The sequence below is a fragment of the Pseudoalteromonas arctica A 37-1-2 genome (assembly GCF_000238395.3).
In the GTDB taxonomy this organism is placed as follows: Bacteria; Pseudomonadota; Gammaproteobacteria; order Enterobacterales; family Alteromonadaceae; genus Pseudoalteromonas; species Pseudoalteromonas arctica.
In genome coordinates this window covers 43,513-63,685 of record NZ_CP011026.1, presented here as the reverse complement: position 1 = coordinate 63,685, position 20,173 = coordinate 43,513, and the positions used below count along the sequence as shown (strand labels likewise).

Annotated in this window: 19 protein-coding genes; 12 read left to right on the top strand and 7 right to left on the bottom strand. The window is 38.7% G+C overall.

Annotated elements, in window-relative coordinates; all coding sequences use genetic code 11:
* Window positions 1-69: 69 nt before the first annotated feature.
* Window positions 70-426, bottom strand: a complete 357-nt coding sequence (locus PARC_RS17755) for a VOC family protein (protein ID WP_010555206.1) — start codon at window positions 424-426, stop codon at window positions 70-72.
* Window positions 427-648: 222 nt separating this feature from the next.
* On the opposite strand from PARC_RS17755, the gene PARC_RS17750 reads away from it, so the two are divergent.
* From PARC_RS17750 to PARC_RS17740, 3 genes are read left to right on the top strand one after another with little or no spacing between them, the layout of a single operon-like run.
* A complete protein-coding gene (locus PARC_RS17750; RefSeq protein WP_010555205.1) occupies window positions 649-990 on the top strand; it encodes a hypothetical protein in 342 nt (113 codons plus the stop codon).
* Window positions 987-2,588, top strand: a complete 1,602-nt coding sequence (locus tag PARC_RS17745) for a PepSY-associated TM helix domain-containing protein (protein WP_010555204.1) — start codon at window positions 987-989, stop codon at window positions 2,586-2,588. The genes PARC_RS17750 and PARC_RS17745 overlap by 4 nt, the downstream gene beginning before the upstream one ends.
* The gene (locus PARC_RS17740) at window positions 2,585-2,920 is read left to right on the top strand and encodes a DUF3325 domain-containing protein (RefSeq protein WP_010555203.1); all 336 of its coding nucleotides are present in this window, start codon (window positions 2,585-2,587) and stop codon (window positions 2,918-2,920) included. The genes PARC_RS17745 and PARC_RS17740 overlap by 4 nt, the downstream gene beginning before the upstream one ends.
* Window positions 2,921-3,129: 209 nt before the next feature.
* Here PARC_RS17740 and PARC_RS17735 read toward each other — a convergent pair whose 3' ends face one another.
* Window positions 3,130-3,651, bottom strand: coding sequence for a lipocalin family protein (locus PARC_RS17735; protein ID WP_010555202.1), 522 nt, complete (start codon window positions 3,649-3,651; stop codon window positions 3,130-3,132).
* A gap of 130 nt (window positions 3,652-3,781) precedes the next feature.
* On the opposite strand from PARC_RS17735, the gene PARC_RS17730 reads away from it, so the two are divergent.
* Together PARC_RS17730 and PARC_RS17725 are read left to right on the top strand one after the other, a co-directional pair.
* Window positions 3,782-4,237: a YaiI/YqxD family protein gene (locus PARC_RS17730; protein WP_007376692.1), complete on the top strand. Its 456-nt coding sequence runs from the start codon at window positions 3,782-3,784 to the stop codon at window positions 4,235-4,237.
* A 1-nt stretch (window position 4,238) separates the two neighbouring features.
* Entirely contained in the window at window positions 4,239-4,802 is a 564-nt protein-coding gene (locus PARC_RS17725) for a DUF6942 family protein (protein ID WP_010555201.1), read from the top strand.
* Window positions 4,803-5,226: 424 nt separating this feature from the next.
* Here the strand turns inward: PARC_RS17725 and PARC_RS17720 are convergent, their stop codons facing one another.
* Entirely contained in the window at window positions 5,227-6,240 is a 1,014-nt protein-coding gene (locus PARC_RS17720) for an IS110 family RNA-guided transposase (protein ID WP_010555531.1), read from the bottom strand.
* A gap of 109 nt (window positions 6,241-6,349) precedes the next feature.
* Between PARC_RS17720 and PARC_RS17715 the strand changes: the two genes are divergently transcribed.
* The 3 genes from PARC_RS17715 to PARC_RS17705 are packed head-to-tail and all read left to right on the top strand — an operon-like array spanning window position 6,350 to window position 8,673.
* Entirely contained in the window at window positions 6,350-6,742 is a 393-nt protein-coding gene (locus tag PARC_RS17715; RefSeq protein ID WP_010552876.1) for an ACT domain-containing protein, read from the top strand.
* Between the two features lie 39 nt (window positions 6,743-6,781).
* Complete coding sequence (locus PARC_RS17710; RefSeq protein WP_010552877.1) at window positions 6,782-8,026, top strand: AAA family ATPase; 1,245 nt, start codon at window positions 6,782-6,784, stop codon at window positions 8,024-8,026.
* 2 nt (window positions 8,027-8,028) lie between these two features.
* On the top strand, window positions 8,029-8,673 hold the full coding sequence (locus PARC_RS17705) for an HNH endonuclease family protein (protein WP_010552878.1): 645 nt from the start codon (window positions 8,029-8,031) through the stop codon (window positions 8,671-8,673).
* A 223-nt stretch (window positions 8,674-8,896) separates the two neighbouring features.
* On the opposite strand, the gene PARC_RS17700 is transcribed toward PARC_RS17705, so the two are convergent.
* The 4 genes from PARC_RS17700 to PARC_RS17685 all read right to left on the bottom strand — a co-directional run bounded on the left by PARC_RS17700 (window position 8,897) and on the right by PARC_RS17685 (window position 14,791).
* The gene (locus PARC_RS17700; RefSeq protein ID WP_010552879.1) at window positions 8,897-9,553 is read right to left on the bottom strand and encodes a class I SAM-dependent methyltransferase; all 657 of its coding nucleotides are present in this window, start codon (window positions 9,551-9,553) and stop codon (window positions 8,897-8,899) included.
* 28 nt (window positions 9,554-9,581) lie between these two features.
* Window positions 9,582-13,232: an AAA family ATPase gene (locus PARC_RS17695; RefSeq protein WP_010552880.1), complete on the bottom strand. Its 3,651-nt coding sequence runs from the start codon at window positions 13,230-13,232 to the stop codon at window positions 9,582-9,584.
* Complete coding sequence (locus tag PARC_RS17690) at window positions 13,229-14,476, bottom strand: exonuclease SbcCD subunit D C-terminal domain-containing protein (RefSeq protein WP_010552881.1); 1,248 nt, start codon at window positions 14,474-14,476, stop codon at window positions 13,229-13,231. The genes PARC_RS17695 and PARC_RS17690 overlap by 4 nt, the downstream gene beginning before the upstream one ends.
* A gap of 78 nt (window positions 14,477-14,554) precedes the next feature.
* The gene (locus tag PARC_RS17685; protein ID WP_002959190.1) at window positions 14,555-14,791 is read right to left on the bottom strand and encodes a hypothetical protein; all 237 of its coding nucleotides are present in this window, start codon (window positions 14,789-14,791) and stop codon (window positions 14,555-14,557) included.
* Window positions 14,792-15,371: 580 nt separating this feature from the next.
* Here PARC_RS17685 and PARC_RS17680 point away from each other — a divergent pair.
* The 4 genes from PARC_RS17680 (at window position 15,372) to PARC_RS17665 (ending at window position 20,109) form a co-directional block, all read left to right on the top strand.
* Window positions 15,372-17,819: a M1 family metallopeptidase gene (locus PARC_RS17680; RefSeq protein WP_010552882.1), complete on the top strand. Its 2,448-nt coding sequence runs from the start codon at window positions 15,372-15,374 to the stop codon at window positions 17,817-17,819.
* Window positions 17,819-18,313 carry a DUF6702 family protein gene (locus tag PARC_RS17675; protein WP_007583614.1) on the top strand — a complete coding sequence of 165 codons (495 nt, stop codon included), beginning with the start codon at window positions 17,819-17,821 and terminating at the stop codon, window positions 18,311-18,313. Before PARC_RS17680 ends, PARC_RS17675 begins: the two co-directional genes overlap by 1 nt.
* Window positions 18,314-18,632: 319 nt before the next feature.
* Window positions 18,633-19,250, top strand: a complete 618-nt coding sequence (locus PARC_RS17670) for an HAD family hydrolase (protein WP_007583617.1) — start codon at window positions 18,633-18,635, stop codon at window positions 19,248-19,250.
* Window positions 19,251-19,383: 133 nt separating this feature from the next.
* Window positions 19,384-20,109 (top strand): YebC/PmpR family DNA-binding transcriptional regulator, encoded by a 726-nt coding sequence (locus PARC_RS17665; RefSeq protein WP_010552883.1) that lies wholly within the window; start codon window positions 19,384-19,386, stop codon window positions 20,107-20,109.
* Window positions 20,110-20,173 lie beyond the last annotated feature (64 nt).

Sequence of the window (20,173 nt, the reverse complement as noted above, 5' to 3'; positions counted from 1 at the left end):
AATTAAAACGAGCGTTAGTTAGTAAAATCGTGATCTTTAAGCTAAATCGAGCTACAGCCCTTATAAAACCTAATGCTTGTCTGCCCATACAGCAAACTCGTTCCCGCTTGGCTCTGCAAAATGAAACCGACAACCACCCGGAAATTCAAAAATAGGCTTTAATATTGTGCCGCCATGCAGTTCTATTTTTTTGTAGGTATCGTGAATATCATTACTATAAAAAACTAAGAGCGCAGCCCCGTTTTGAGTAAGCGATTTAAGCGGTGCGTTATAAAAGCCACCATCAAGCCCTTGGCCGCTAAACGCCGTGTATTCTGGGCCGTAGTCAGTAAACTGCCAATTAAATACATGACTAAAAAAAGCTTTAGTAGCAGGTAAGTCACATGCAGGAAACTCAACGTAATTTAGTTTTTCGTGATCACTCATCGTTATTTCACTCTTTATTTTTACTCAGTTTATTAACCTTAAGCTTTACATACAGTCTGTGCAATATCATTAAACAATAACAGATCAGTATTTTACTAAGTAAGGTGAAATAATTCACTTGGATATCAACATTACAAATGAGAATAGCTATCTTTTGTATTTGTAACATATATAATAGCGCCTCTGTTTTGTCCTCAGCTCTAAATAAAGGATTAATTAACTATGCAGGCACCTTTGCACAGTGCGCCATTCGATAAGGTTAACGTAATTGCGCTTATAGTAAAAAGCGTAAGCAGTTATCGAGTTTTGGTATTTTTACGTTTTTTTATTGCCATAATTGGTGGCTATGCCTTTACCTCTGCAAGTACTGCGTTATTAAGTTTTGTATTGCCAATAGCTAAGCAAGACGCTGTACTGTTTAGTGTTTCAATCAGCATTTTAATTTATGCCGTAGTATTTATTTATGCCTTTAGCGTTAAATCATTAAGAAAAGTGTGGATCAGTATTTTACTAAGTACAGGTGCGTTTATCGGATTGCTTGCATTACTAAAGGGTTGGGTATGAAAGGCAGCTTTTTCAGATCGATGACTTGGTTACACACTTGGGTAGGGTTACTCGTTTGTTGGTTATTATATTTAATATTTTTTGCAGGAACACTTAGCTTTTTTAGAGACGAAATAACGCTGTGGAATCAACCTGCCATACATAATGTACAAGCCCAAACACAGCGTATAGAAGCGCAAAAACAACAAATAATTACAGGGTTCGATTACTTAGCTAACCATGGAGCTAACTCATCAAGCTGGCGTATTACATTACCTGAGCCGCGTATTCCTTATTTAATTTATGGTTATGCAAAGCCAAAAGAGCCAGGCCAGCGCCGCAGCCAGTTTAAAAACACACAGTTAAACCCTAATACCATGAAAGAGCTTGAGCCCTTTGTAGATACTAAAGGTGGTAACTTTTTTTATCGGTTGCATTATGATTTACATTATATGGATGCAATAACAGCACGCTGGATTGTATGCTTTGCCAGCTTTTTTATGCTAATTGCCATTATATCGGGTGTGGTTATTCATAAGCGTATTTTTAAAGATATGTTTAGTTTTAGACGTAATAAAGGTAGCCGTACGTGGTTAGATGCCCACAATTTAAGCTCTGTGCTTGCCCTGCCTTTTCATTTAATGATTACTTACACGGGCATGATTACGCTCATATTTATGTTGTTTCCCTACCCTGCGCAAACGTCTTACGATAACGGCATGCGTGGCTTTTTTAACGATGTAACCCCTCGCAACACCATGACCGATAAAGCCCAAGGCGAATCGTCAATGGTGCCGATTCAAAGCATTTTGGATCAGGTTTATACTAAGTGGCCTCATGCAGATATTACTCGCGTACAAGTTAACCAACCAAATATGGCAGCTTCAACAATTACCGTATTGGTAAGCGCAGGTAAAACACTGCGCGACCAAGCACCACGCTTAATATTTAGTGGTGCTACAGGGCAAATGGTTGCTAAAACTGATGACGAACTAACTAGCAGCAAAGCGCTTTACGAGTCGCTTAATTCAATGCATACGGGGCGTTTAGCTACGTGGTTGTTGCGCTGGTTATACGTATTAGGCGGTATTGCAGGCTGTGTAATGATTGGCTCTGGCTGTATTATGTGGGCTAAGCGAATTCGCGAGCGAACTAAAAATAACGTTAAACCTTCGTTTGGTTTAAAATTAGTTGAAGGGTTAAACCTAGCCACTATTATGGGACTTCCACTGGCAACGTGTGCATTTTTTATTGCTAACAGACTACTTAGCCCAACTACCGCAGAGCGCGCCGATAAAGAGATACTCGCGTTCTTTTTAACATGGCTAGCAGTTGCTATTTTAGCACTTATAAAGCGCGACACACTGCAATGGCGGGTGATGGCAGCTATAAATGCTGTTGCATGTTTAAGCGTACCGGTTATTAATGCACTTACAACTAACGGTAGTATAGTTAGCTATTTGATGCACAAACAGTGGGCTTTATTTACTTTTGATGCACTGTTTTTGTTATTTAGTATATTATTTTTTATACAAACCGAAAAATTACGTACTGCTAAAAACAACTCAAAAATAATCAGCCCTAGTCAATCTAATAACCTTAAAAGGCAAAAACCATGATTGATTTACTTGGGTTTAGCCTATGCCTGCTCAGTTTTAACTGTTTTGCGCTGGCTAAGTATAATCATTTTAAAGATGTATTTAAAAAACGCCCTACAGAATCCCAACGTAAAAAGCTGCTATTAGCTGCTTGGATCAGTATTTTACTAAGCTTGGTGCTTTGTATAGTTACTCAAGGTGGATATGGAACATTACTATTTTGCGGCTTTATGAGCCTAAGTATCTTAATTATAATGGTTTTTTATAATTTTTTAGTAGGCTACGTAAAGTGGTTTAGTGTTTTAAATAGCGTGTTAGTTGTACTAAGTGGGTTGTTTTTAGCATTAAACTAGCCTTAGTTAGTAAAAACGTGATCCGTTACTTTCCCATAGATTAGGAAAAAAAAATGGCAAGCTATATAGCTTGCCAACAATAGGGGATATTCAGTGTTTCCAATACTTGCTGTCTCACGGCAAGTACACACAATATAACCATAATATATTTAAGTTACTTTACAGTTAGGTGACTCTTTTATTACTACTGTAAAGGGGCTTTACATTGTTTATTGCTTAACCCAAATTATTTCATCAGTAGCAAAGCCCAACTCTTTAGCTTTAGTTAAAAAGTGTTCTTTAAGCTCTTTGCTAACCGTTGGTGTACGCGACAAAAACCACAAGTAATCTTTGTTGTAACTGGTTATAAATGCATATTGATAATCGGGTTGGTCAAGTTCAAAAATCACGTAAGCGCCATAAAATGGACCAAAAAACGAAACTTTAAAATGCCCGGTGTCAGTGCCCTCAACAAACTTGGCCAAGCCTTCGGCTTCATCCCATTTTTTATCATCCGTTAAATACCCTTTGTTAAGGACCTTTACTGTGCCGTCGTCGTTAATTGAATAAGTAGCGGTAACTTGCTCCATACCTTCTTCGAATGAGTGATTGAGCCGCGCTATTTCAAACCATTTGCCTTTATATTTTTGTATATCAAAGTTTTTAACGGGTGTTATTCCCTCAGGAGGGCTGGTGCAAGCATTAAGAAAAAATAGCCCTGTAATAAGTAAACCGTATTTAATAGCCTTCATGTAAGCTCCTTTTTAAATTACATAAATAGTACGTATTATCTAAATATAGATGGATATAAAGTTTGCTAGCCGATTAAAAAATTTTGCTATAGGATCATATTAATTCTAAAGCAATAAAAATGACCATAGCATGAAAATTTGGGTAGATGCAGACGCGTGTCCTGTTGTTATAAAAGAAATACTTTTTAGAGCTGCAGAGCGTATGAAAATCGAGACTATTTTAGTGGCTAATCACGCAATGCGTATTCCGCCGTCAAAATACATAAGCCGCGTTCAAGTATCGTCGGGGTTTGATGTAGCCGACGACGAAATAGTAAAACGTATTGAAAAAGGCGATTTAGTTATTACTGGCGATATTCCGCTAGCAAGTGAAGTAATTGATAACGGCGGGCAAGCACTCAACCCGCGTGGCGAGCTTTATACCACCGAGAATATCCGCTCAATACTTAACGTGCGCGACTTTATGGATACCATGCGCTCAAGTGGCGTAGAAATGAGTGGTGGGCCACCGCCACTTAGCCAAACCGATCGCCAAAACTTTGCAAATAACCTCGACCGTATTTTAGCGCAAAACAAGGCTAACTAACTTGAATACCCAATTAGTTGGCTTAGGTGATACGCAATTTAGCGTGGCGGTATACGTAGCAAAAGCGCCGCCAATGCCGTTTTTTGAAACACTCGAATGCCTTGAGCCTGTTATAAATGAGCAAATAAATACCATAAACCAGCACTGTGGTAATGGTTGGCGCAAAGTGTTTAACGTGTATGCAAAAGTGCTATTTTCCCTGCCAAGTGAGCATTATTCATTTGCTAAACAAGCCTCTACTTGGCAACAATATCGCGATGAGTATTTACTGCAAAAAAACAGTAAAACTGCCCTGCTATTTAGCGCGCCTAACACTACTATTACGTGTGCAAATAAAGCTACTAGCAATAAAAACCAGTTGCACATAATTGCCGGTCGTACGCACGCTAAAAACTTATTACAACAAGGTAAGTTACATGCACAATTTGATTGGCTCGACGACGAGTTTGCAATAGACACCAGTAACAACATTATTGTGTGCCCATATTTTGATTACAGGCAACTAAGTAATATAAAAATTGCGAGATTAAGCGAGCTAGTCGCGCAGCTAAAAATCACTAAATAACCTGAACTCTGGATAATAAATCTATCTCAAGCAGCTATTTTCAGCGCTAACTGCGTTGAATTTACTTGCAATAGGCCAGCTATTGACGCGTAAATTCGCCTTGCTTTCACTGAAAATCTCTGGCTAGAGAAAATAAATTTAAATATCAAAATAATTTAATATGTTAGTAAATATCTTAACCAGGGTTCATATATGGTCTCCTCCAGTATTGCAAGGTGTCATTCAACGATAGCAGGGACAGGTTTGCTGTCATATATACGGTCTTTTAGTGAAGATTATTACTTCTGACCTTGATGTAATCCGCGCATATTGTCCTGATCAGGTTATCGGTATTTACTACCACTGAACTCTATAGGTTTTCAATATGCAGGTTTGACCTGTTATGTCATCGTTTTAGCCACTTACGCAATTCTTTGAAGAGTATTTATACGGGTGAGTAACTCTCACCTGAAGCGCTAATAGCCCAAGCCATTCTCGCCATCTTGTTGGCATAAGCTACACATGCTCGATTATGCCCTCGAGTTTGAACCAGTCGGTTTATCCATTGACTTAATTTATCATTCTTCGTTTTTGCTCTTGAGACAACAGCTTTTGCTCCTTGGATCAACAGGCACCTTAAGTAGCTATTTCCTCGCTTACTTATCCCAAGTAAAGTATCTTTTCCGCCACTACTGTGTTGACGCGGAACGATACCTAAAGACGCTGAAACATCGCGGCCTCTTTTATAGTTACTGCCATTTCCAACTTCATTGAAATAGGCGCTTGATACCATAGGACCAAATCCAGGTATTGTTTGGATCCGTTGGCAAATATCATTATTTTTTGCTGTTTCAACTATTAATGTACTGTAAGTTTCAATGCAGCTGTCTAAGTTACTCAATTGTGTTTCTAACTGCTTTAGTACCGCTTTAAATGCGCCTGATAATCCGGTATTTTCATCTTCTAAAATTAGGGGGATACTTTTGCGTATTGTGTTTACACCCTGATTTAAAATAATTCCGTATTCAGCAGTTAAGCCTCGGATTTGATTGCATAGTGCCGTTCTTTGTCTGACCGCTAACTCTCTCGCTTTGTGCTGTGCTTGGTTATCTTGTTGCTCAACTGATTTTATACAGACACTCTTAATATGATGTTGTTTTGAAGCAACGCTAATTGCTAAAGCATCGTTATAATCATTTTTATTGCCAACTAAGAAGGCTTTTACATGCTGAGGTGGAATAAGCTTTATCTCATGACCACATTTTCTGATTTCTCGAGCCCAAAAATGAGAAGTTGCACAGGCCTCTAAAGCAACTAAACACGTAGTGTGTTGTTGGAAAAAAGATAACACTTGCGCACGCTTTAACATTTTCTTTTTAACTAAGCGCCCTTGTTCATTGCAGCACACCACATGGAAAAATCTTTTTGCTATGTCTAAACCAATTGTTGTAATCTTCATTTTGGTCTTCTCCCTTTGATTATTGTAACCACTTTAATCATGGCACATAGATGCCGTATAGGGAGGAGACCATTACATCAGGTTAAATAACACATTGTAGGGAACGACCATGGCCGGAATTTTAGAGTTAAACGAATTATTAAAATCAATGCAGCCAGCGCTTAAGCAAGGCGAGTATATTTTTTGTTGCTTAGCAGGCTCACTTGCCGATTATGTTCATTTAGAGCCACTTGCCACTTATGTTGAAGAGGAAGGGCTAACCCTTATTTTAAAAGCTGAAACCGCCGATAAAGCAGGTATTACTTACGAGGGTAAATATAATTTAATCACTCTTAACGTACATTCAAGTTTAGAGGCCGTTGGGCTAACTGCTGCGGTATCTGCAAAGCTAACTGAGCATGGCATTAGCGCTAATGTGGTTGCTGCGTTTTATCACGATCATATTTTTGTACAAACAGATAAAGCACAAGCTGCAATTAAAGCACTTGGAGAGATTGGTTAAAATAAAAATTAATTGTTTTATACATATTTAAGGGATTTTATGAAAAGGCATATAGATAGAATTAAAGGTGTAGTACCAAACACCCATAAAGAAATAGACATAGCTTTGAATGGTCGAAATTTAATTATTACTGGCAGTAATGGATCAGGTAAAACTTGCTTATTGAAAGAACTAGATAGAAAAGTAGATTTACTGATCGGAAAAAAACAATTAGCTGATAAAAGTACAATTGAAAGATATGTTCAGATGTTTAAAGAAGATGTACATAGTAGTCAAAATGGTACTACAAAAAATGATAGAGCAAAGAATAATTTAGAATCTCAGATAGCTCAACTGGAAAAAATTAATTCCGGCTTAGATATAGCTTTTATAGATCATTTAGATTTTTCATCAAAACTTGATAATGGAACGGCTGTGCTCAGCTTTTTTGAAGCACATCGCAGGTCTAATATAACATCTGCTAACACAGCAAAAGGTATTGAAATTGAAAGAACTTCAATATTAAATAACACGCCAAATGACACTAGAAGAAATCAAATTGGTAACAATCTAGAACAACACCTAGTTAACTTAAGAAATAGGCGTTCTCTAGCCATTACAGAAGATAATGATCAGCTACTAGCTAGCAATATCGAACATTGGTTTAGTGCATTTGAAGAGAGCCTTAAATATTTGCTCGAAGACGAAACGGCTAAACTAAGTTTTAATTCAGATACCTTAAAATTTACAATTATTCAAGCTAATAAACCGGCATATACCTTCCAGTCAATTTCATCTGGCTACCAAGCCATTTTTGATATTTATGCTGATTTGCTAATGCGTACTGAGTATTTTGAGATAACAGCAGAAGAGTTAACTGGATTAGTTCTTATTGATGAAATTGATGCGCATTTACATGTTTCATTGCAGCGCTTAGTATTGCCATTTTTTACGCGCTCATTTCCAAACCTCCAGTTTATTGTAACTACACATTCACCGTTTGTATTAATGTCAGCTACAGATACCGTTATATTTGATCTGACACATAATGAACAAATCGAAGAAGATATATCTCTTTATTCTCATACTGCAGTCATGGAAGGTCTGCTTGGAACAAAAGCAACTTCTACTCATCTTGATAACTATATTAATGAAGTTGCTTCAATAATTAATATGAATAAAGTTGATTATGAACGTTTAGAGTTACTTGTAGGTAAGCTTAAGAATGTTGAAAACTCATTAGATAGCAAATCAAAAGCCTTCTTTCTTAAAGGACTAAACATACTTGCGGAAAAGGAGCTGTAGCAGTGTTCAAAGTTGAGAGAATAGGGGAGGCACCTGCTTCCCTTGCAAGGAAAGTTTATAACTCACCAGAAGTTGTTGAACGGCTAAATAAAATGTTTCACGGAAAATGCTATCTGTGCGAGCAAGCTGACTTGGATGCGCCAGAGATAGAACACTTTGAACCTCATCTGGAAAATGAAGTATTGAAATTTGATTGGAATAATTTGTTTTATTCATGTGCTCGCTGCAACAGCATAAAAGGCACACGGCATAAAAACTTGGTAGATTGTTGTTCTGACGATATTAATTTAGTACATGCTATAAAACACATGCCCCCTATAATGCCGGATAATGATGTAGGTATAACCGCTATTGTAGATAACCCTAAAGTTATTAACACGGTTGAATTATTAAGTAGGTGCTTTAACGAGGACAATACAGCCCTGCGTGGAATTACTCGTGCTAATTTAATGGAAAAACTATTTAAACACTATACTAAATTGCTTAATCATAGACTTACAATAGTAAGTAGGGAATCTACCGATCGAGATATTCAAGATGCAGTTGAGAGAATTGAAGTAATGATTCGTGATAATTACGAGTTTTCAGCTTTTTGGCGTTCCTATGTAAAGGATGATAAAAAACTTCAAGGTATGATGAAAATATGAAAATGAATAAAGTTGATGCAGAATCGCATTGCTCTATTACCTCATCAGCTTTTTATTTATCTATGTCGTGATTCTGTAATCCCCCGGCGGGTGGCGCATCGCTTAACCGACCTACGTATAAAATAAAAGCGTGGTGTAGAGGGGTTTATATAAAAACACCGAGTTTGTTCACTCGGTGTTTTTATTGGTGCTAAATAGCGGGTGCTTGTTTAGCTTGTAAAACTTAAACTACATATCCGCTAAAACCTAGCGCTTTAAAATACAGCTTCGGAATGCCAAATTTGCACTCATTTAGCAATTCGCTAAAGCGCATTCTATCAAGCGGGTAAAACTCATTTTCTAAGTCGTGCCCTGTTTGTGTTTTACCTGTTTCGGTTAAACCCAATTGCGCGCACGTTGTAAGCTGGGCTTCGCGCTCAAATGAAGTTTCAGGGCGCATTAAATCTGCAATATAAAGGTTGGCGTCTTTTTTAAGGCTTCCTTTAATCGCTTTTAATAACTCTTTTTTATCGCCGTTATCTTGTACAAAATGCATTACCAATAAACATAAAACGGCATCGGCTTTAACCGATAATTTATTAACAGGTCCGTTGTGAATATTGACGCGGCTTGCTATGCCTTGCTCATCAAATTGCTGCTTCGCGATAGCAAGCATATCGGCTGATGTATCTTGCGCGGTAAATTGCCATGTAGGGTTTAATGCAGCCAGTGCAAGCACTTCTTTGCCTGTGCCTGCCCCTACTACTAAAATATGCGCATTATCGCTTAGCGTTGCTTTTAGCTGTGCGTTAGTGAGCTGATGTAATAATTCATAACCAGGAACTAACCGGGTTATACGGCTATCGTATTGTGTTGCTTGCTCGCCTGTAAACGTTGGCATTGTATCTCCTTGTTTTCAGTAATGTTGCTTATAAAACTTCAACTGTGGAATATCCACCTGGCTTTTTGGCTACATGCACTTGAGTGGCTACACGCTCGCTCATTTGTGTTACGTGCGATATAACGCCTACTTTTCTGCCTTGTGCTTGCAAAGAATCCAAAGCGTCCATTGCAATGCTTAGGGTTTCGCTGTCTAACGTACCAAACCCTTCGTCAATAAACAAAGAATTGATTTGTACTTTGTTTGACGAAAGCGATGCTAAACCAAGTGCAAGTGCGAGCGATACTAAAAATGACTCCCCGCCTGAGAGTGTATTAACAGAGCGTTGCTCGTCGGCCATGTCGCGGTCGATAATTGCAATGTCGAGCGTTTGCGCTATGGCGGTTAATTCGTAACGTTTGTTGAGTGTTTTTAAATGGCTGTTGGCATAGTGCAGTAATATTTTTAACGTTTGTGTTTGCGCTAAGTTACGCATGGTTTTACCCGTTGCATCACCCAATACTTTATTAAGCAAGTGCCATTGTTCAACCTCGGTTTTAAGCGTAGTTAACTCAGCCTGCTTACCTTCAAGCGCTTTCGCATTTTGGTTATGTTGCTCAATAGCGGTATTAGTTGCTAGTAATGAATTTTGCAGCTGCGTTTGTTGCTCGTTTAAGCTGCTTAGTTGCGTACTTAAAGCCTCTGCACTTTGCGTTGGTTTATCGCTACTGTTGTGTTTTTCAAGCGTAAGTTGCTGCTGTTTTAATGCGGCGTTTGCATCTGTTAGCGCTTGAATTAACTGCTCGTGCTGAGTTAAATGCGCTTTAATAGTCTCGCTACTAAGCGTTAGTAAAATTTTGACCTGTTCGTGCGTTGCATTGCTATATTGCACTTTAAAGTCAGTAAACCACTGGTTATAACGTGCCTCAAGCGTTGCTAGCTCTTGGCTGTTTTCAAGTAAGCGTTGCTCTACATTTTTAAGCGTTATGGCGTGCTCATCTCGTTGTTTTATCGCGTCGTCATAGGCTTTTTGACTCGCTTGAACCTGCGATTGCAGTTGCTCTTGCGCACTTGTGAGTTTTGCTTGGTAGTCGTCTGCGCTTATTTGCTCGTTATTAAATAAAGCTAAGCGCTCACTTTGTACAGTGCTTAGTAAATTTTTAGCTTTTACAAGCTCTTCATTAAGTGCTTTTAACGATTGCTCGTTGTTACTTATAAGCGGTGTGAGCTGCTTTATTTGCTCATTAGCTGTGTCTTGACGTTTTTGGCTTTGCTCAAGTTGCATTTGAGTTTGCTGATACTGCGTAACTTGCTCGTGCAACTGGGTAAGCTCAAGCGTATTGGCTTGTAGTTGCTGCCAAAAATCACTGTTTTCAAATTGGCTATTAAGCGTTGTACCGAGCTCGTTAATTTGCGCACTTAGTTCGCTATGCTTACTCGTTATTTGGTTTTGCTGATGTGTAAGCTCAAGGTGTTTATTACTAAGTTGCTGCTGTACTTGCTGCTCTGCTTTAAGTGCTGCTAGTAGCTCATTTACTTTAGTTTGCAGTGTACGTTGACGTTTTTGTTGCTCAAAGTATTGCGCTTTTTGCTCCGTTAACTGCTTATAAGTTACTTCAAGCTGATCAGGCGTTAAGTCGTTAAGCTCTGTGCGTGCGCCTTGCATGGTATTTTTAATGTCGAGCTGTTTAGCTTTTGCCGTTTGTATTACTTGCTCAAGTTGCCCGTGTTCAGCAGTTAATACGGCATGTTGAGTTTGGTGCTTATGCAGCTCGCTTTGTGCATGGTCAAATTGCTTTTTAGCGGCATTAAAAGCGTTTTCAAAATCAGTAATTAAGTTATTTAATTGCTGATTTTGATTTACCGCATACGGGTGCTCAGTTGCACCGCACACTAAACAAGGTTCATTAGGGCGAAGCTCAGTGCGTAAATGCTCTACGTTCTCGCTGGCTCTTAAGCGCGCTTGGTTAAGTGCGTACTCGTTGCCTTTAAGCGCTTGCTCGCTGGTTATTAAATGCTGATTAAGTAAAGCATGGGCTTGCTGGCTTTCATTTAACTGCTGATTAAGCACTTGTTGGCGTTGAGTACTTTGTTTTAGTTCTGCGTTAAATTGCCCGTAGCGCTCTCGCTGCTCTTTTAAGTAATCAATACTTTTTAACTGCGCGTCGCAGTGCTCTGCATTAAACTCATTAAGCTGAGTATTTAATGCCTGTAAAGTTGATTGCTCACCACTAAGTGCCACCTCGCACTGCTGCACTTTATTATTTTGTGTATTTAAACGCTCAGTCTGACTTGCAAGCTCCCTATTAAGAGTTTGGCTTTGTGCAAGGTTTGCGGTTAATTGCTGCTGTGCATTTAAGTAAGTATCAAAGCTTTGCTGATAGTAGCTCCAGTCTTTTGCTAAAACATGCAGCTGTGCATGTTCATTAAGCCATTGCTGGCTTTTAGTTGATTCGGTATTAGCGAGTTCAAGCTCGCTATTGCTTTGTTTAAGCTGCTGTGTGAACTCATCTAATTGAGATTGCTCTTTGGTTATTTGCGACTCAGTACCTTTTACAGCTTGAGTTTGCAACGCAATGCTGCTGTCGAGCTCTCTCGCTTTAGCTATAACGGGCGCTGCATTTTGTTTTTGCTCATTGGCGTTATTAAGCAGCTCGGTATGCTTAGCAAGCGCGGTATTACGCTCGTTAATTACCGCTAAATGATCAACACTTTTAAACGATGTTATTTGCTGATCCAACGCCGTATTTTGATCGGTTAACAAATTAAAACGGCTGCGGTTATCTTTTATTTCAAGCGATTGTTTAGCTTGTTTTGCCTGCTCGCTTTGCTCAACGATACTTTCAAGCGCTGAGCTTGCTTGTTGCTGGGTTTGCTGTGCTTGCAGTAAGTTTTGCTCAAGTACTGTAGCTTGCTGATACCAGTTAAGTGCTTTTTCGGTTTTGGATAGCTCTTTTTTAGTGTGTTCGGTTTGCGCTTTTAAATCGGTTAACTTGGTTTGTTGTAGCTCAAGTTCTTCTGGGGTTAACAAAGTATAGCTTTCAAGACCAGCTTTAAGCGCTTCAAGCTTTGCTACTTGCTCTTTATGGCGCTCAAAAATACGCACGCCAATACGGCTAAATTTATCGGTACCTGTTAAGCACTCTAAAAGTTGCGCTCGCTCATCGCCAGTGGCTTTTAAAAACGCAGCAAACTCATGTTGTGCTAAAAGTACGGCACGGGAGAACTGCTCAAAGTTAAGCCCTATTTTACTCTCGACTTCTTTTATTGTGTGGCTTTTGTCAGCTATAAGGGTTTCGTCTGGCAGGGTTACTAAAGTGTGCTCTGCTACTTTAAGTTTGCCTGTTACTTTTTTATGGGTTCGTGCAATTGTATAGCGCGCACGATAAAGCTGTTTATCTTGTCCTAAAAAGTCGACCTCGGCGTAGCCTTCCCATGTACCTCTGCGTAGCAAGTTTCGCGCATCATTAAGCTTAATGCTGTCGCCGTTAAACTCAATTAAGTTACCTTTATCACCGCGCAGCCTCGCTGTTTTTGTATAAAGGGCTAAACAAATGGCATCTAAAAAGGTACTTTTACCAGCGCCAGTATCGCCTGTGATGGCAAATAGACCTGCGTCTTTTAATGGGGCTTTAGTAAAATCTATTTCAGCGTCAACTATTGAGGCTAAATTATGAATACGAACTGCGGTTATTTTCATAGTTGTTCTTGCTCCGTAAGCTCGTTTATCACGTCACTTAAAAGTGCTTTTAGCTCATCGGGTACGCTTTGCCCTGCCATGTCTTTATCGTTTGCGAACGCTTGTTCTAATAGGTTTAGTGGATTGAGCATTTCAACTTCGCTTAAATCTTCAAATACGGTGTTGTCGTCATTTTGCGCTGATTGCTCACGTACACGTTCAATACCACAAAATTTAATATGCTTACCTTCAAGTGCTTGTTCTATTTGTTCTCTGAAGGTGGTGTCGGTATCGCTTGATTTAAGCTTTACACGTAAATAAGGCGCTATTGTATTTTGTGCAGTGTCGAGCGCTTTAATTTGCTCGCATAGTTCGCTTAATGGTACACACTCCCCTTTTGGTAAAATAATTACATCGGCAGAGCGCGGAATGTAAAGGGGGTTTACAGTTGTACTAATATGTTGTTTTTCATCAATAATAAACTCAACAACATTTACTTGGTGCGTGTAGTTACGTTCTGAAAACGACATAGGGATAGGTGTGCCGCTGTAGCGAATAACATCACTTTTAGCGACTTGTTGCGCTTTGTGTAAGTGCCCAAGAGCAACGTAGTTGGCTTGTTTACCAAATACATTGGCTGAAATAGACTCTTCACCACCTATTACTAAGTTACGCTCAGAATCACTTGAAATGTGCCCGCCCTTTGCGTGTAAATGCCCCATAACTATTAATGGTGAGTTTTGCTCGTTTATATTAGTAGCTTGCTCTAGTGCAAGTTCATAAGCTTTTGAAACGCCTTGTGCATAACTAGGGCCGCTTTCGGTTTGGCTAAGTAAACTTACATCGCTTGCGCGTAAAAATGGCATAGCGACGATTACAGCGCGTTTACCATTGGTATTTATGGTAATAACAGTTTCATCGGGTGTTGCTACATCAAAGCGCCCGACTACGTGAGTATCAAACTGTGCAAGTAATGGCTGAGCTGCCAAAATACGATTTGCAGAGTCGTGGTTACCCGCAATAATCACTACATGTAATAGTGGGCATGCTTTTTTGGCGTCTTTAATAAATTGATAAAGCTGATTTTCGGCGCTAGCACTTGGAGTCGCTGTATGATAAATATCGCCTGCAACTAAAAGTAAGTCTATTTGTTGTTCAACAAGAGTGGCTAATAACCATGTAAAAAAAGCTTGATGTTCAACACGGCGATCGTGTTCGTAAAATTGTTGGCCAAGGTGCCAATCTGAGGTGTGGAGGACTTTCATGTCGCGCTCTTAATAAAACCGTAAGAGCGCCAATATACCCAAGGCTGTTAAAGATGCAAGCCAAAGGTATGTATTACGTTAGGTTAAACTGTACCAAGCTGAAAAAACAACCGGCAATGCTAAAAGTGCCATTAATAATGGAATTTTTAACGTTTTAGTTTGTTTTGCGTGTAGCGCCTTTAGTGCATTAGTTTCGTTGCACGCTGCTACTTTATCGATATAAAAATAACCCGAATCGAGATACTGCTTACAGTTATTCTCACTTGCTGGAATCGCAATTAGTTCTTGTTGTTTTTTTAGGATGTAAAAATCCATAAGCCCACCGCATTTCTTGCTAGTAATCGATATTAATTTGAGGATAAATGTGACGAATTTATTTGCCTCAAATAAAAAGGTTGGCGATTTTAAATATAAACAGCACTAAAGATCAACCTAAAATTACACTATTTGTCATTTATCGTACAAATAGCGAATATTAATGGAGTTCGGCAATATTTGAGCCAATTATTTACTCGTTTTCACTGTGTTTTTGTTCAGTAGAAAGGGCTTTTAGGCCATTTTACTTGTTTCGAATTAGTAATACTTATACGTAGGATTAATGGTTTACCTGGTAATACCAAAGCAATACTTTTTTAGCAATATATATAAAGTGAATGATATTTTTTTAAGTTCTGGGACTTTGTATTTAACCGATCAAAACCATTGTTAAAACCCAATTTTGTAAACCCCCTTTACAGTTTTTATCTGTTCGTATTTTGTTACAAAATAATTGTATTTTTCAATCTAAAAAACTAAGTGAACATCACCCTAAAAATACGGTACTTGGTCGCTAATTTATTGAAGCTAACTGGTATATTTGTCAAAGTACGCTCACAAAATTATATTAGGACTAACAATGAAAAAAATAGGTCTTACGCTAAGTGCTTTTGTATTGCCGTTCGCAATATCGAGTGCAGCTATGGCGTCTTCGGTTGAGCAAACAAAAGGTTCTTTTGTTGATAAATTTCGTCAATTAGACGAAGCACTTCCTACACCCAATGTTTATCGTAGTGCCGCTGGCGAACCAGGTGAAAAATACTGGCAGCAACGTGTAAATTACGATATTGATGTGAAGTTAGATGAAAAAAAGCACCGCATTACCGGTAGCCAAAGCATTGAATATAAAAATAACTCACCACATACGCTTAAATATTTATGGTTACAGTTAGATCAAAATATTTTTAAAAGTGATTCTATTGCCGAAACAACTAAAACGTTTAAAAGCACTTTAGAAAGCCTACCAGCTCAAAAGCCCGCTAAATTAAGTTTAGGTGAATTACGTCGTCAGCAATTTATGAGCGACAACGAACTGGGTTATACAATCAGTGGCGTAAAAGATGACGATGGTAAAGAGCTACGCGTAACCGTAGTTGATACCTTAATGCGCATCGATTTAAACGAGCCATTAAAACCAGGTAAAGAAGTAGAGTTTAGCATGAACTTTGCCTTCAACATTGTTGAAGAAGATGCAGTGGGTGCACGTTCTGGTTACGAGCACTTTGAAGAGGACGGCAACGACATATTCTTAATTGCTCAGTGGTTTCCTCGTTTAGCGGCTTATACCGATTACGAAGCATGGACAAACAAGCCGTTTTTAGGCTCAGGTGAGTTTACGCTTGAGTTTGGTGATTACGATGTTGAGATTACTGTTCCGGCAGATCACATTGTATCGGCAACAGGTAAACTTGATAACGCGAGCAAAGTACTTACAAGTACTCAGCGTAAACGTTTAAAGCAAGCCGAAACATCTAAGCGTCCTGTGTTTATTGTTAACGCAGAAGAAGCGCTAGAAAACGAAAAAGAAGGCACCGACAAAACTAAAACGTGGCACTTTAAAGCGCAAAACGTACGTGACTTTGCTTGGGCGTCGTCTCGTAAGTTTATGTGGGATGCAAAGGGTTATCAGCAAGGTGGTGACGTTCAACCTTTAGTTATGGCAATGTCGTTCTTCCCTAAAGAAGGTGGTGACTTATGGGAGAAGTACTCAACTGAAACGGTAGTACACACAATGGAAGTGTACTCTAAGTATTCTTTTGACTACCCATACCCAACTGCGCAATCGGTAAATGGCCCTGTTGGCGGTATGGAATACCCAATGATTACCTTTAACGGCCCGCGTACTAAGTTACAAGATGATGGTACACGTACTTATTCTCAAGCTGAAAAGCGCTTTTTACTTGGCGTAGTTATTCATGAAGTGGGTCATATTTACTTTCCAATGATTGTTAACTCAGATGAGCGCCAATGGACGTGGATGGATGAAGGCTTAAATAGCTTTTTAGATGGCGTTGCTGGTCGTGAATGGGATCCTACTATTCCTTGGGGTGTTGAGCCTCGCGATATAGTGAGCTACATGAAGTCTGAAAACCAAGTACCTGTTATGACTCAGTCAGACAGTGTATTACGCTTAGGTCCTAATGCTTATACTAAACCTGCAGCAGCCCTTAATATTTTACGTGAAGTAATTTTAGGTCGTGACTTATTCGACTTTGCATTTAAAGAGTATGCTCAGCGCTGGAAATACAAGCGCCCTACTCCAGCTGATTTTTTCCGTACAATGGAAGAAGCCTCTGGTGTTGATTTAGATTGGTTTTGGCGTGGCTGGTTTTACACCACAGACCATGTAGATATCTCTTTAGATAAAGTATATCAACTACGTTTAGACACTAAAAACCCTGATATTGATTACAGCCGTTTACGTGATATTGAAGCAGACAAACCTACTTCATTATTTGTTGAGCGTAACCGCGCACAAGGTAAAAAAACATGGGTTGAGAAAAACTCTGATGTTACCGATTTTTATGACGAAAACGACCGTTTTACTGTAACCAATAAAGAACGTAACTCGTACAATAAGTTTTTAAAAGGCTTAGAGCCGTGGGAGCGTAAAACGCTTGAGCGTGCTTTAGAAGAAGATAAAAACTATTACGTTATGGAATTTTCAAACCTTGGTGGTTTGGTAATGCCTATTTTATTAGAGCTAACATATGAAGATGGCACTAAAGAAGAGCGCTATATTCCTGCTGAAATTTGGCGTCGTAATTATAAAAACGTTCAAAAGCTGATTGTTACCGATAAAAACAAACCGCTTGTATCAGTTACTGTTGACCCAGGCTGGGAAACAGCTGACGTAGATGTTGAAAACAATAACTACCCTCGTCGTATTATTCCTTCACGTATTGAAGTGTTTAAAAAGGAAAAGAGTAAAGCTAAAGTAAGTCGCGATATCATGCAAGATATTAAAACTGAGCTTAAAACTGATGAGAAGAAAGACGAAAAGGATGACGGTGAGGAGCAGCAATAATGCGCTTTTTGCTTATTATTGTTTGCCTTTTAGTTGCTGCGCCAAGTATGGCGCATCAACTAAAATCGTCAGTTACAACCGTGCTTTTTAATAAACGAACGCATAATGTTGAATTAATGCATCGCTTTTATTTACATGATACCGAACACGCCGTAGGAACATTGTTTAAAGGCAAAATTGATATTATTAGTAATAAAGCCGACCAACAACGTTTTGCTAAGTATGTTGAATCGCATGTTGCTCTACAAACGTTAAGTGGTGAACCTTTACCACTTAACTTTGTGGGAGCACAAGTTGATGGTAAGTTTTTTTGGGTTTACCAAGAAGCACCAATTCCTGAAAACATTGAAGGAATTAAAATGAGTAATGGCGCACTTCGTGATTTATGGCCATCTCAGGTAAATATGGTAAACGTTGAGGGCAAAGGTAAGATTAAAACTTTAAACTTTGCTCAAGATGATACTTGGCTCGAAGCCCGCTTTGAGCAAAATTAATATTTAAAACTTCCCCAACCGACGCGCACAGCAGTTTATGTGCGCGTTTTCTTCATACGTTTAAACTGCGTTCATGTTTGATCTGTTATTTGTAAATTTACGTAAAATTTGTGAGTTCAATTTGTATATTTACCTTTTTTTGCGCATGATATATCAAGCACTTAAATTACTTTGTTATCAATAGATTGATAATGGTGCGTATTAATATTTAAATATAGTTAGTTTCATTTATCCCTTTGTATTTACCGGCCTAGGGCATAAGCAGTAGAGAATTTTATGTTTAAATTTCATTTAGTAATAACTAAATTCAGGGAATGATATGACTACTCAGGTTGAGGCTATTTTTGGAGTGATTTTTGATTTAGATGGAACATTGGTTTCATCAGAATTAGATTTTGCATTAATAAAGGCCCAAATAGGTTGCCCTTGCGAGCAAGACTTACTTGATTACATTGCTCAGTTGCCCTCACCGTATATGCGTGAAGAGGCAATGAATATAGTTCACCAACACGAATTAATAGATGCACAACATGCCAGTATATTACCTGGTGTGAGTGAAGCTATTCATGCTTTAAAGTCTAAAAATATTCCGATGGCGATTGTTACTCGCAATTTTGATAAAGCAGCGGCAATTAAATTACAAAATAATCCACTCCCTATCAGCACAGTTTTAACGCGAAGCGATGCCCCAGCAAAGCCAGATCCCAGCGCTTTAAATGCCATTGCAACACTTTGGAACATTAACGCAAGAAATTTACTTTATGTAGGCGATTACCTTTACGACATTCAAGCTGCGCACAATGCAAATATGCGCGCGTGTTTATACGCTCCAGAGTCAACGCCTGCTTATGCCGATCAGGCAGATTACGTTTTACATGACTTTGTTGAATTAGTGACATTAGTTGAGAGTTATTCTGAAAAAATAGAGTTATGTTAAATAGGGTACTATTAAATTTATTTAAGAATAAGTGCTATGTTATTTAAATTACAAAATAACGTTTGTTCCTAGCCCAATACGTTTTGAGTTGGTAAAATACCGCAAAACGTAACGTATTCATTAGGGGCACAAAATGGGCAGAGCATTTGTAGTTCGTCAAAGTTCTATGATCAAAACAGCCAATGCAAAAACAAAAGTAAACTCAAAGTATGGTAAAGAGATTTACGTTGCAGCAAAAAGTGGCGATCCCGATCCCGAAGTAAATCAAACACTACGCCGTCTAATCGAAAAAGCTAAAAAAGACCAAGTACCAGCGCACGTTATCGATAAAGCAATTGAAAAAGCAGCCGGTGGTGCAGGGGAAGATTACTCTGTTGCCCGTTACGAAGGCTATGGCCCAGGTAATTGCATGGTTATTGTTGACTGTTTAACTGACAATCCGAACCGTACAATTAAAGATGTACGCTTACCGTTTACTAAAACAGACTCAAAAATTGGTACTCCTGGCTGCGTAGCACATATGTTTGATCATTATGCGGTACTTGGCTTTGCGGGTGATGACGATGAAGTCGTATTAGAAGCATTAATGATGGCTGATGTTGATGTTAGCGATGTTGAAGCCGAGGACGGTAAAATATCGGTATTTGCACCGCCAACAGAATACTTTAAAGCTAAAACTGCCCTTGAAGACGCATTTGAAGGCATTAACTTTGAAGTAGACGAAATTACGTTTATTCCTCAAGTTAATATTGAAATTGAAGACGAAGAAGTTATTGCTAACTTTGATAAGTTTATAAATATGCTTGAAGATTGTGACGATGTACAAAATATTTATCACAATGCCATTGTAAAAAATTAGATTTAATTAGCTAAAGCTTTAAAAAGCGTGTTTTGTGTATGCAAAACACGCTTTTTTACGTTTG

What these genes read in the sequence shown, in the direction of transcription:
- PARC_RS17735 (WP_010555202.1), bottom strand. Translation starts at nt 3,651, where the DNA reads ATGAAGGCTATTAAATACGGTTTACTTATTACAGGGCTATTTTTTCTT.
- PARC_RS17740 (WP_010555203.1), top strand. Translation starts at nt 2,585, where the DNA reads ATGATTGATTTACTTGGGTTTAGCCTATGCCTGCTCAGTTTTAACTGT.
- PARC_RS17710 (WP_010552877.1), top strand. Translation starts at nt 6,782, where the DNA reads ATGAAAAGGCATATAGATAGAATTAAAGGTGTAGTACCAAACACCCAT.
- PARC_RS17670 (WP_007583617.1), top strand. Translation starts at nt 18,633, where the DNA reads ATGACTACTCAGGTTGAGGCTATTTTTGGAGTGATTTTTGATTTAGAT.
- PARC_RS17715 (WP_010552876.1), top strand. Translation starts at nt 6,350, where the DNA reads ATGGCCGGAATTTTAGAGTTAAACGAATTATTAAAATCAATGCAGCCA.
- PARC_RS17680 (WP_010552882.1), top strand. Translation starts at nt 15,372, where the DNA reads ATGAAAAAAATAGGTCTTACGCTAAGTGCTTTTGTATTGCCGTTCGCA.
- PARC_RS17745 (WP_010555204.1), top strand. Translation starts at nt 987, where the DNA reads ATGAAAGGCAGCTTTTTCAGATCGATGACTTGGTTACACACTTGGGTA.
- PARC_RS17750 (WP_010555205.1), top strand. Translation starts at nt 649, where the DNA reads ATGCAGGCACCTTTGCACAGTGCGCCATTCGATAAGGTTAACGTAATT.
- PARC_RS17720 (WP_010555531.1), bottom strand. Translation starts at nt 6,240, where the DNA reads ATGAAGATTACAACAATTGGTTTAGACATAGCAAAAAGATTTTTCCAT.
- PARC_RS17675 (WP_007583614.1), top strand. Translation starts at nt 17,819, where the DNA reads ATGCGCTTTTTGCTTATTATTGTTTGCCTTTTAGTTGCTGCGCCAAGT.
- PARC_RS17690 (WP_010552881.1), bottom strand. Translation starts at nt 14,476, where the DNA reads ATGAAAGTCCTCCACACCTCAGATTGGCACCTTGGCCAACAATTTTAC.
- PARC_RS17700 (WP_010552879.1), bottom strand. Translation starts at nt 9,553, where the DNA reads ATGCCAACGTTTACAGGCGAGCAAGCAACACAATACGATAGCCGTATA.
- PARC_RS17730 (WP_007376692.1), top strand. Translation starts at nt 3,782, where the DNA reads ATGAAAATTTGGGTAGATGCAGACGCGTGTCCTGTTGTTATAAAAGAA.
- PARC_RS17695 (WP_010552880.1), bottom strand. Translation starts at nt 13,232, where the DNA reads ATGAAAATAACCGCAGTTCGTATTCATAATTTAGCCTCAATAGTTGAC.
- PARC_RS17685 (WP_002959190.1), bottom strand. Translation starts at nt 14,791, where the DNA reads ATGGATTTTTACATCCTAAAAAAACAACAAGAACTAATTGCGATTCCA.
- PARC_RS17665 (WP_010552883.1), top strand. Translation starts at nt 19,384, where the DNA reads ATGGGCAGAGCATTTGTAGTTCGTCAAAGTTCTATGATCAAAACAGCC.
- PARC_RS17755 (WP_010555206.1), bottom strand. Translation starts at nt 426, where the DNA reads ATGAGTGATCACGAAAAACTAAATTACGTTGAGTTTCCTGCATGTGAC.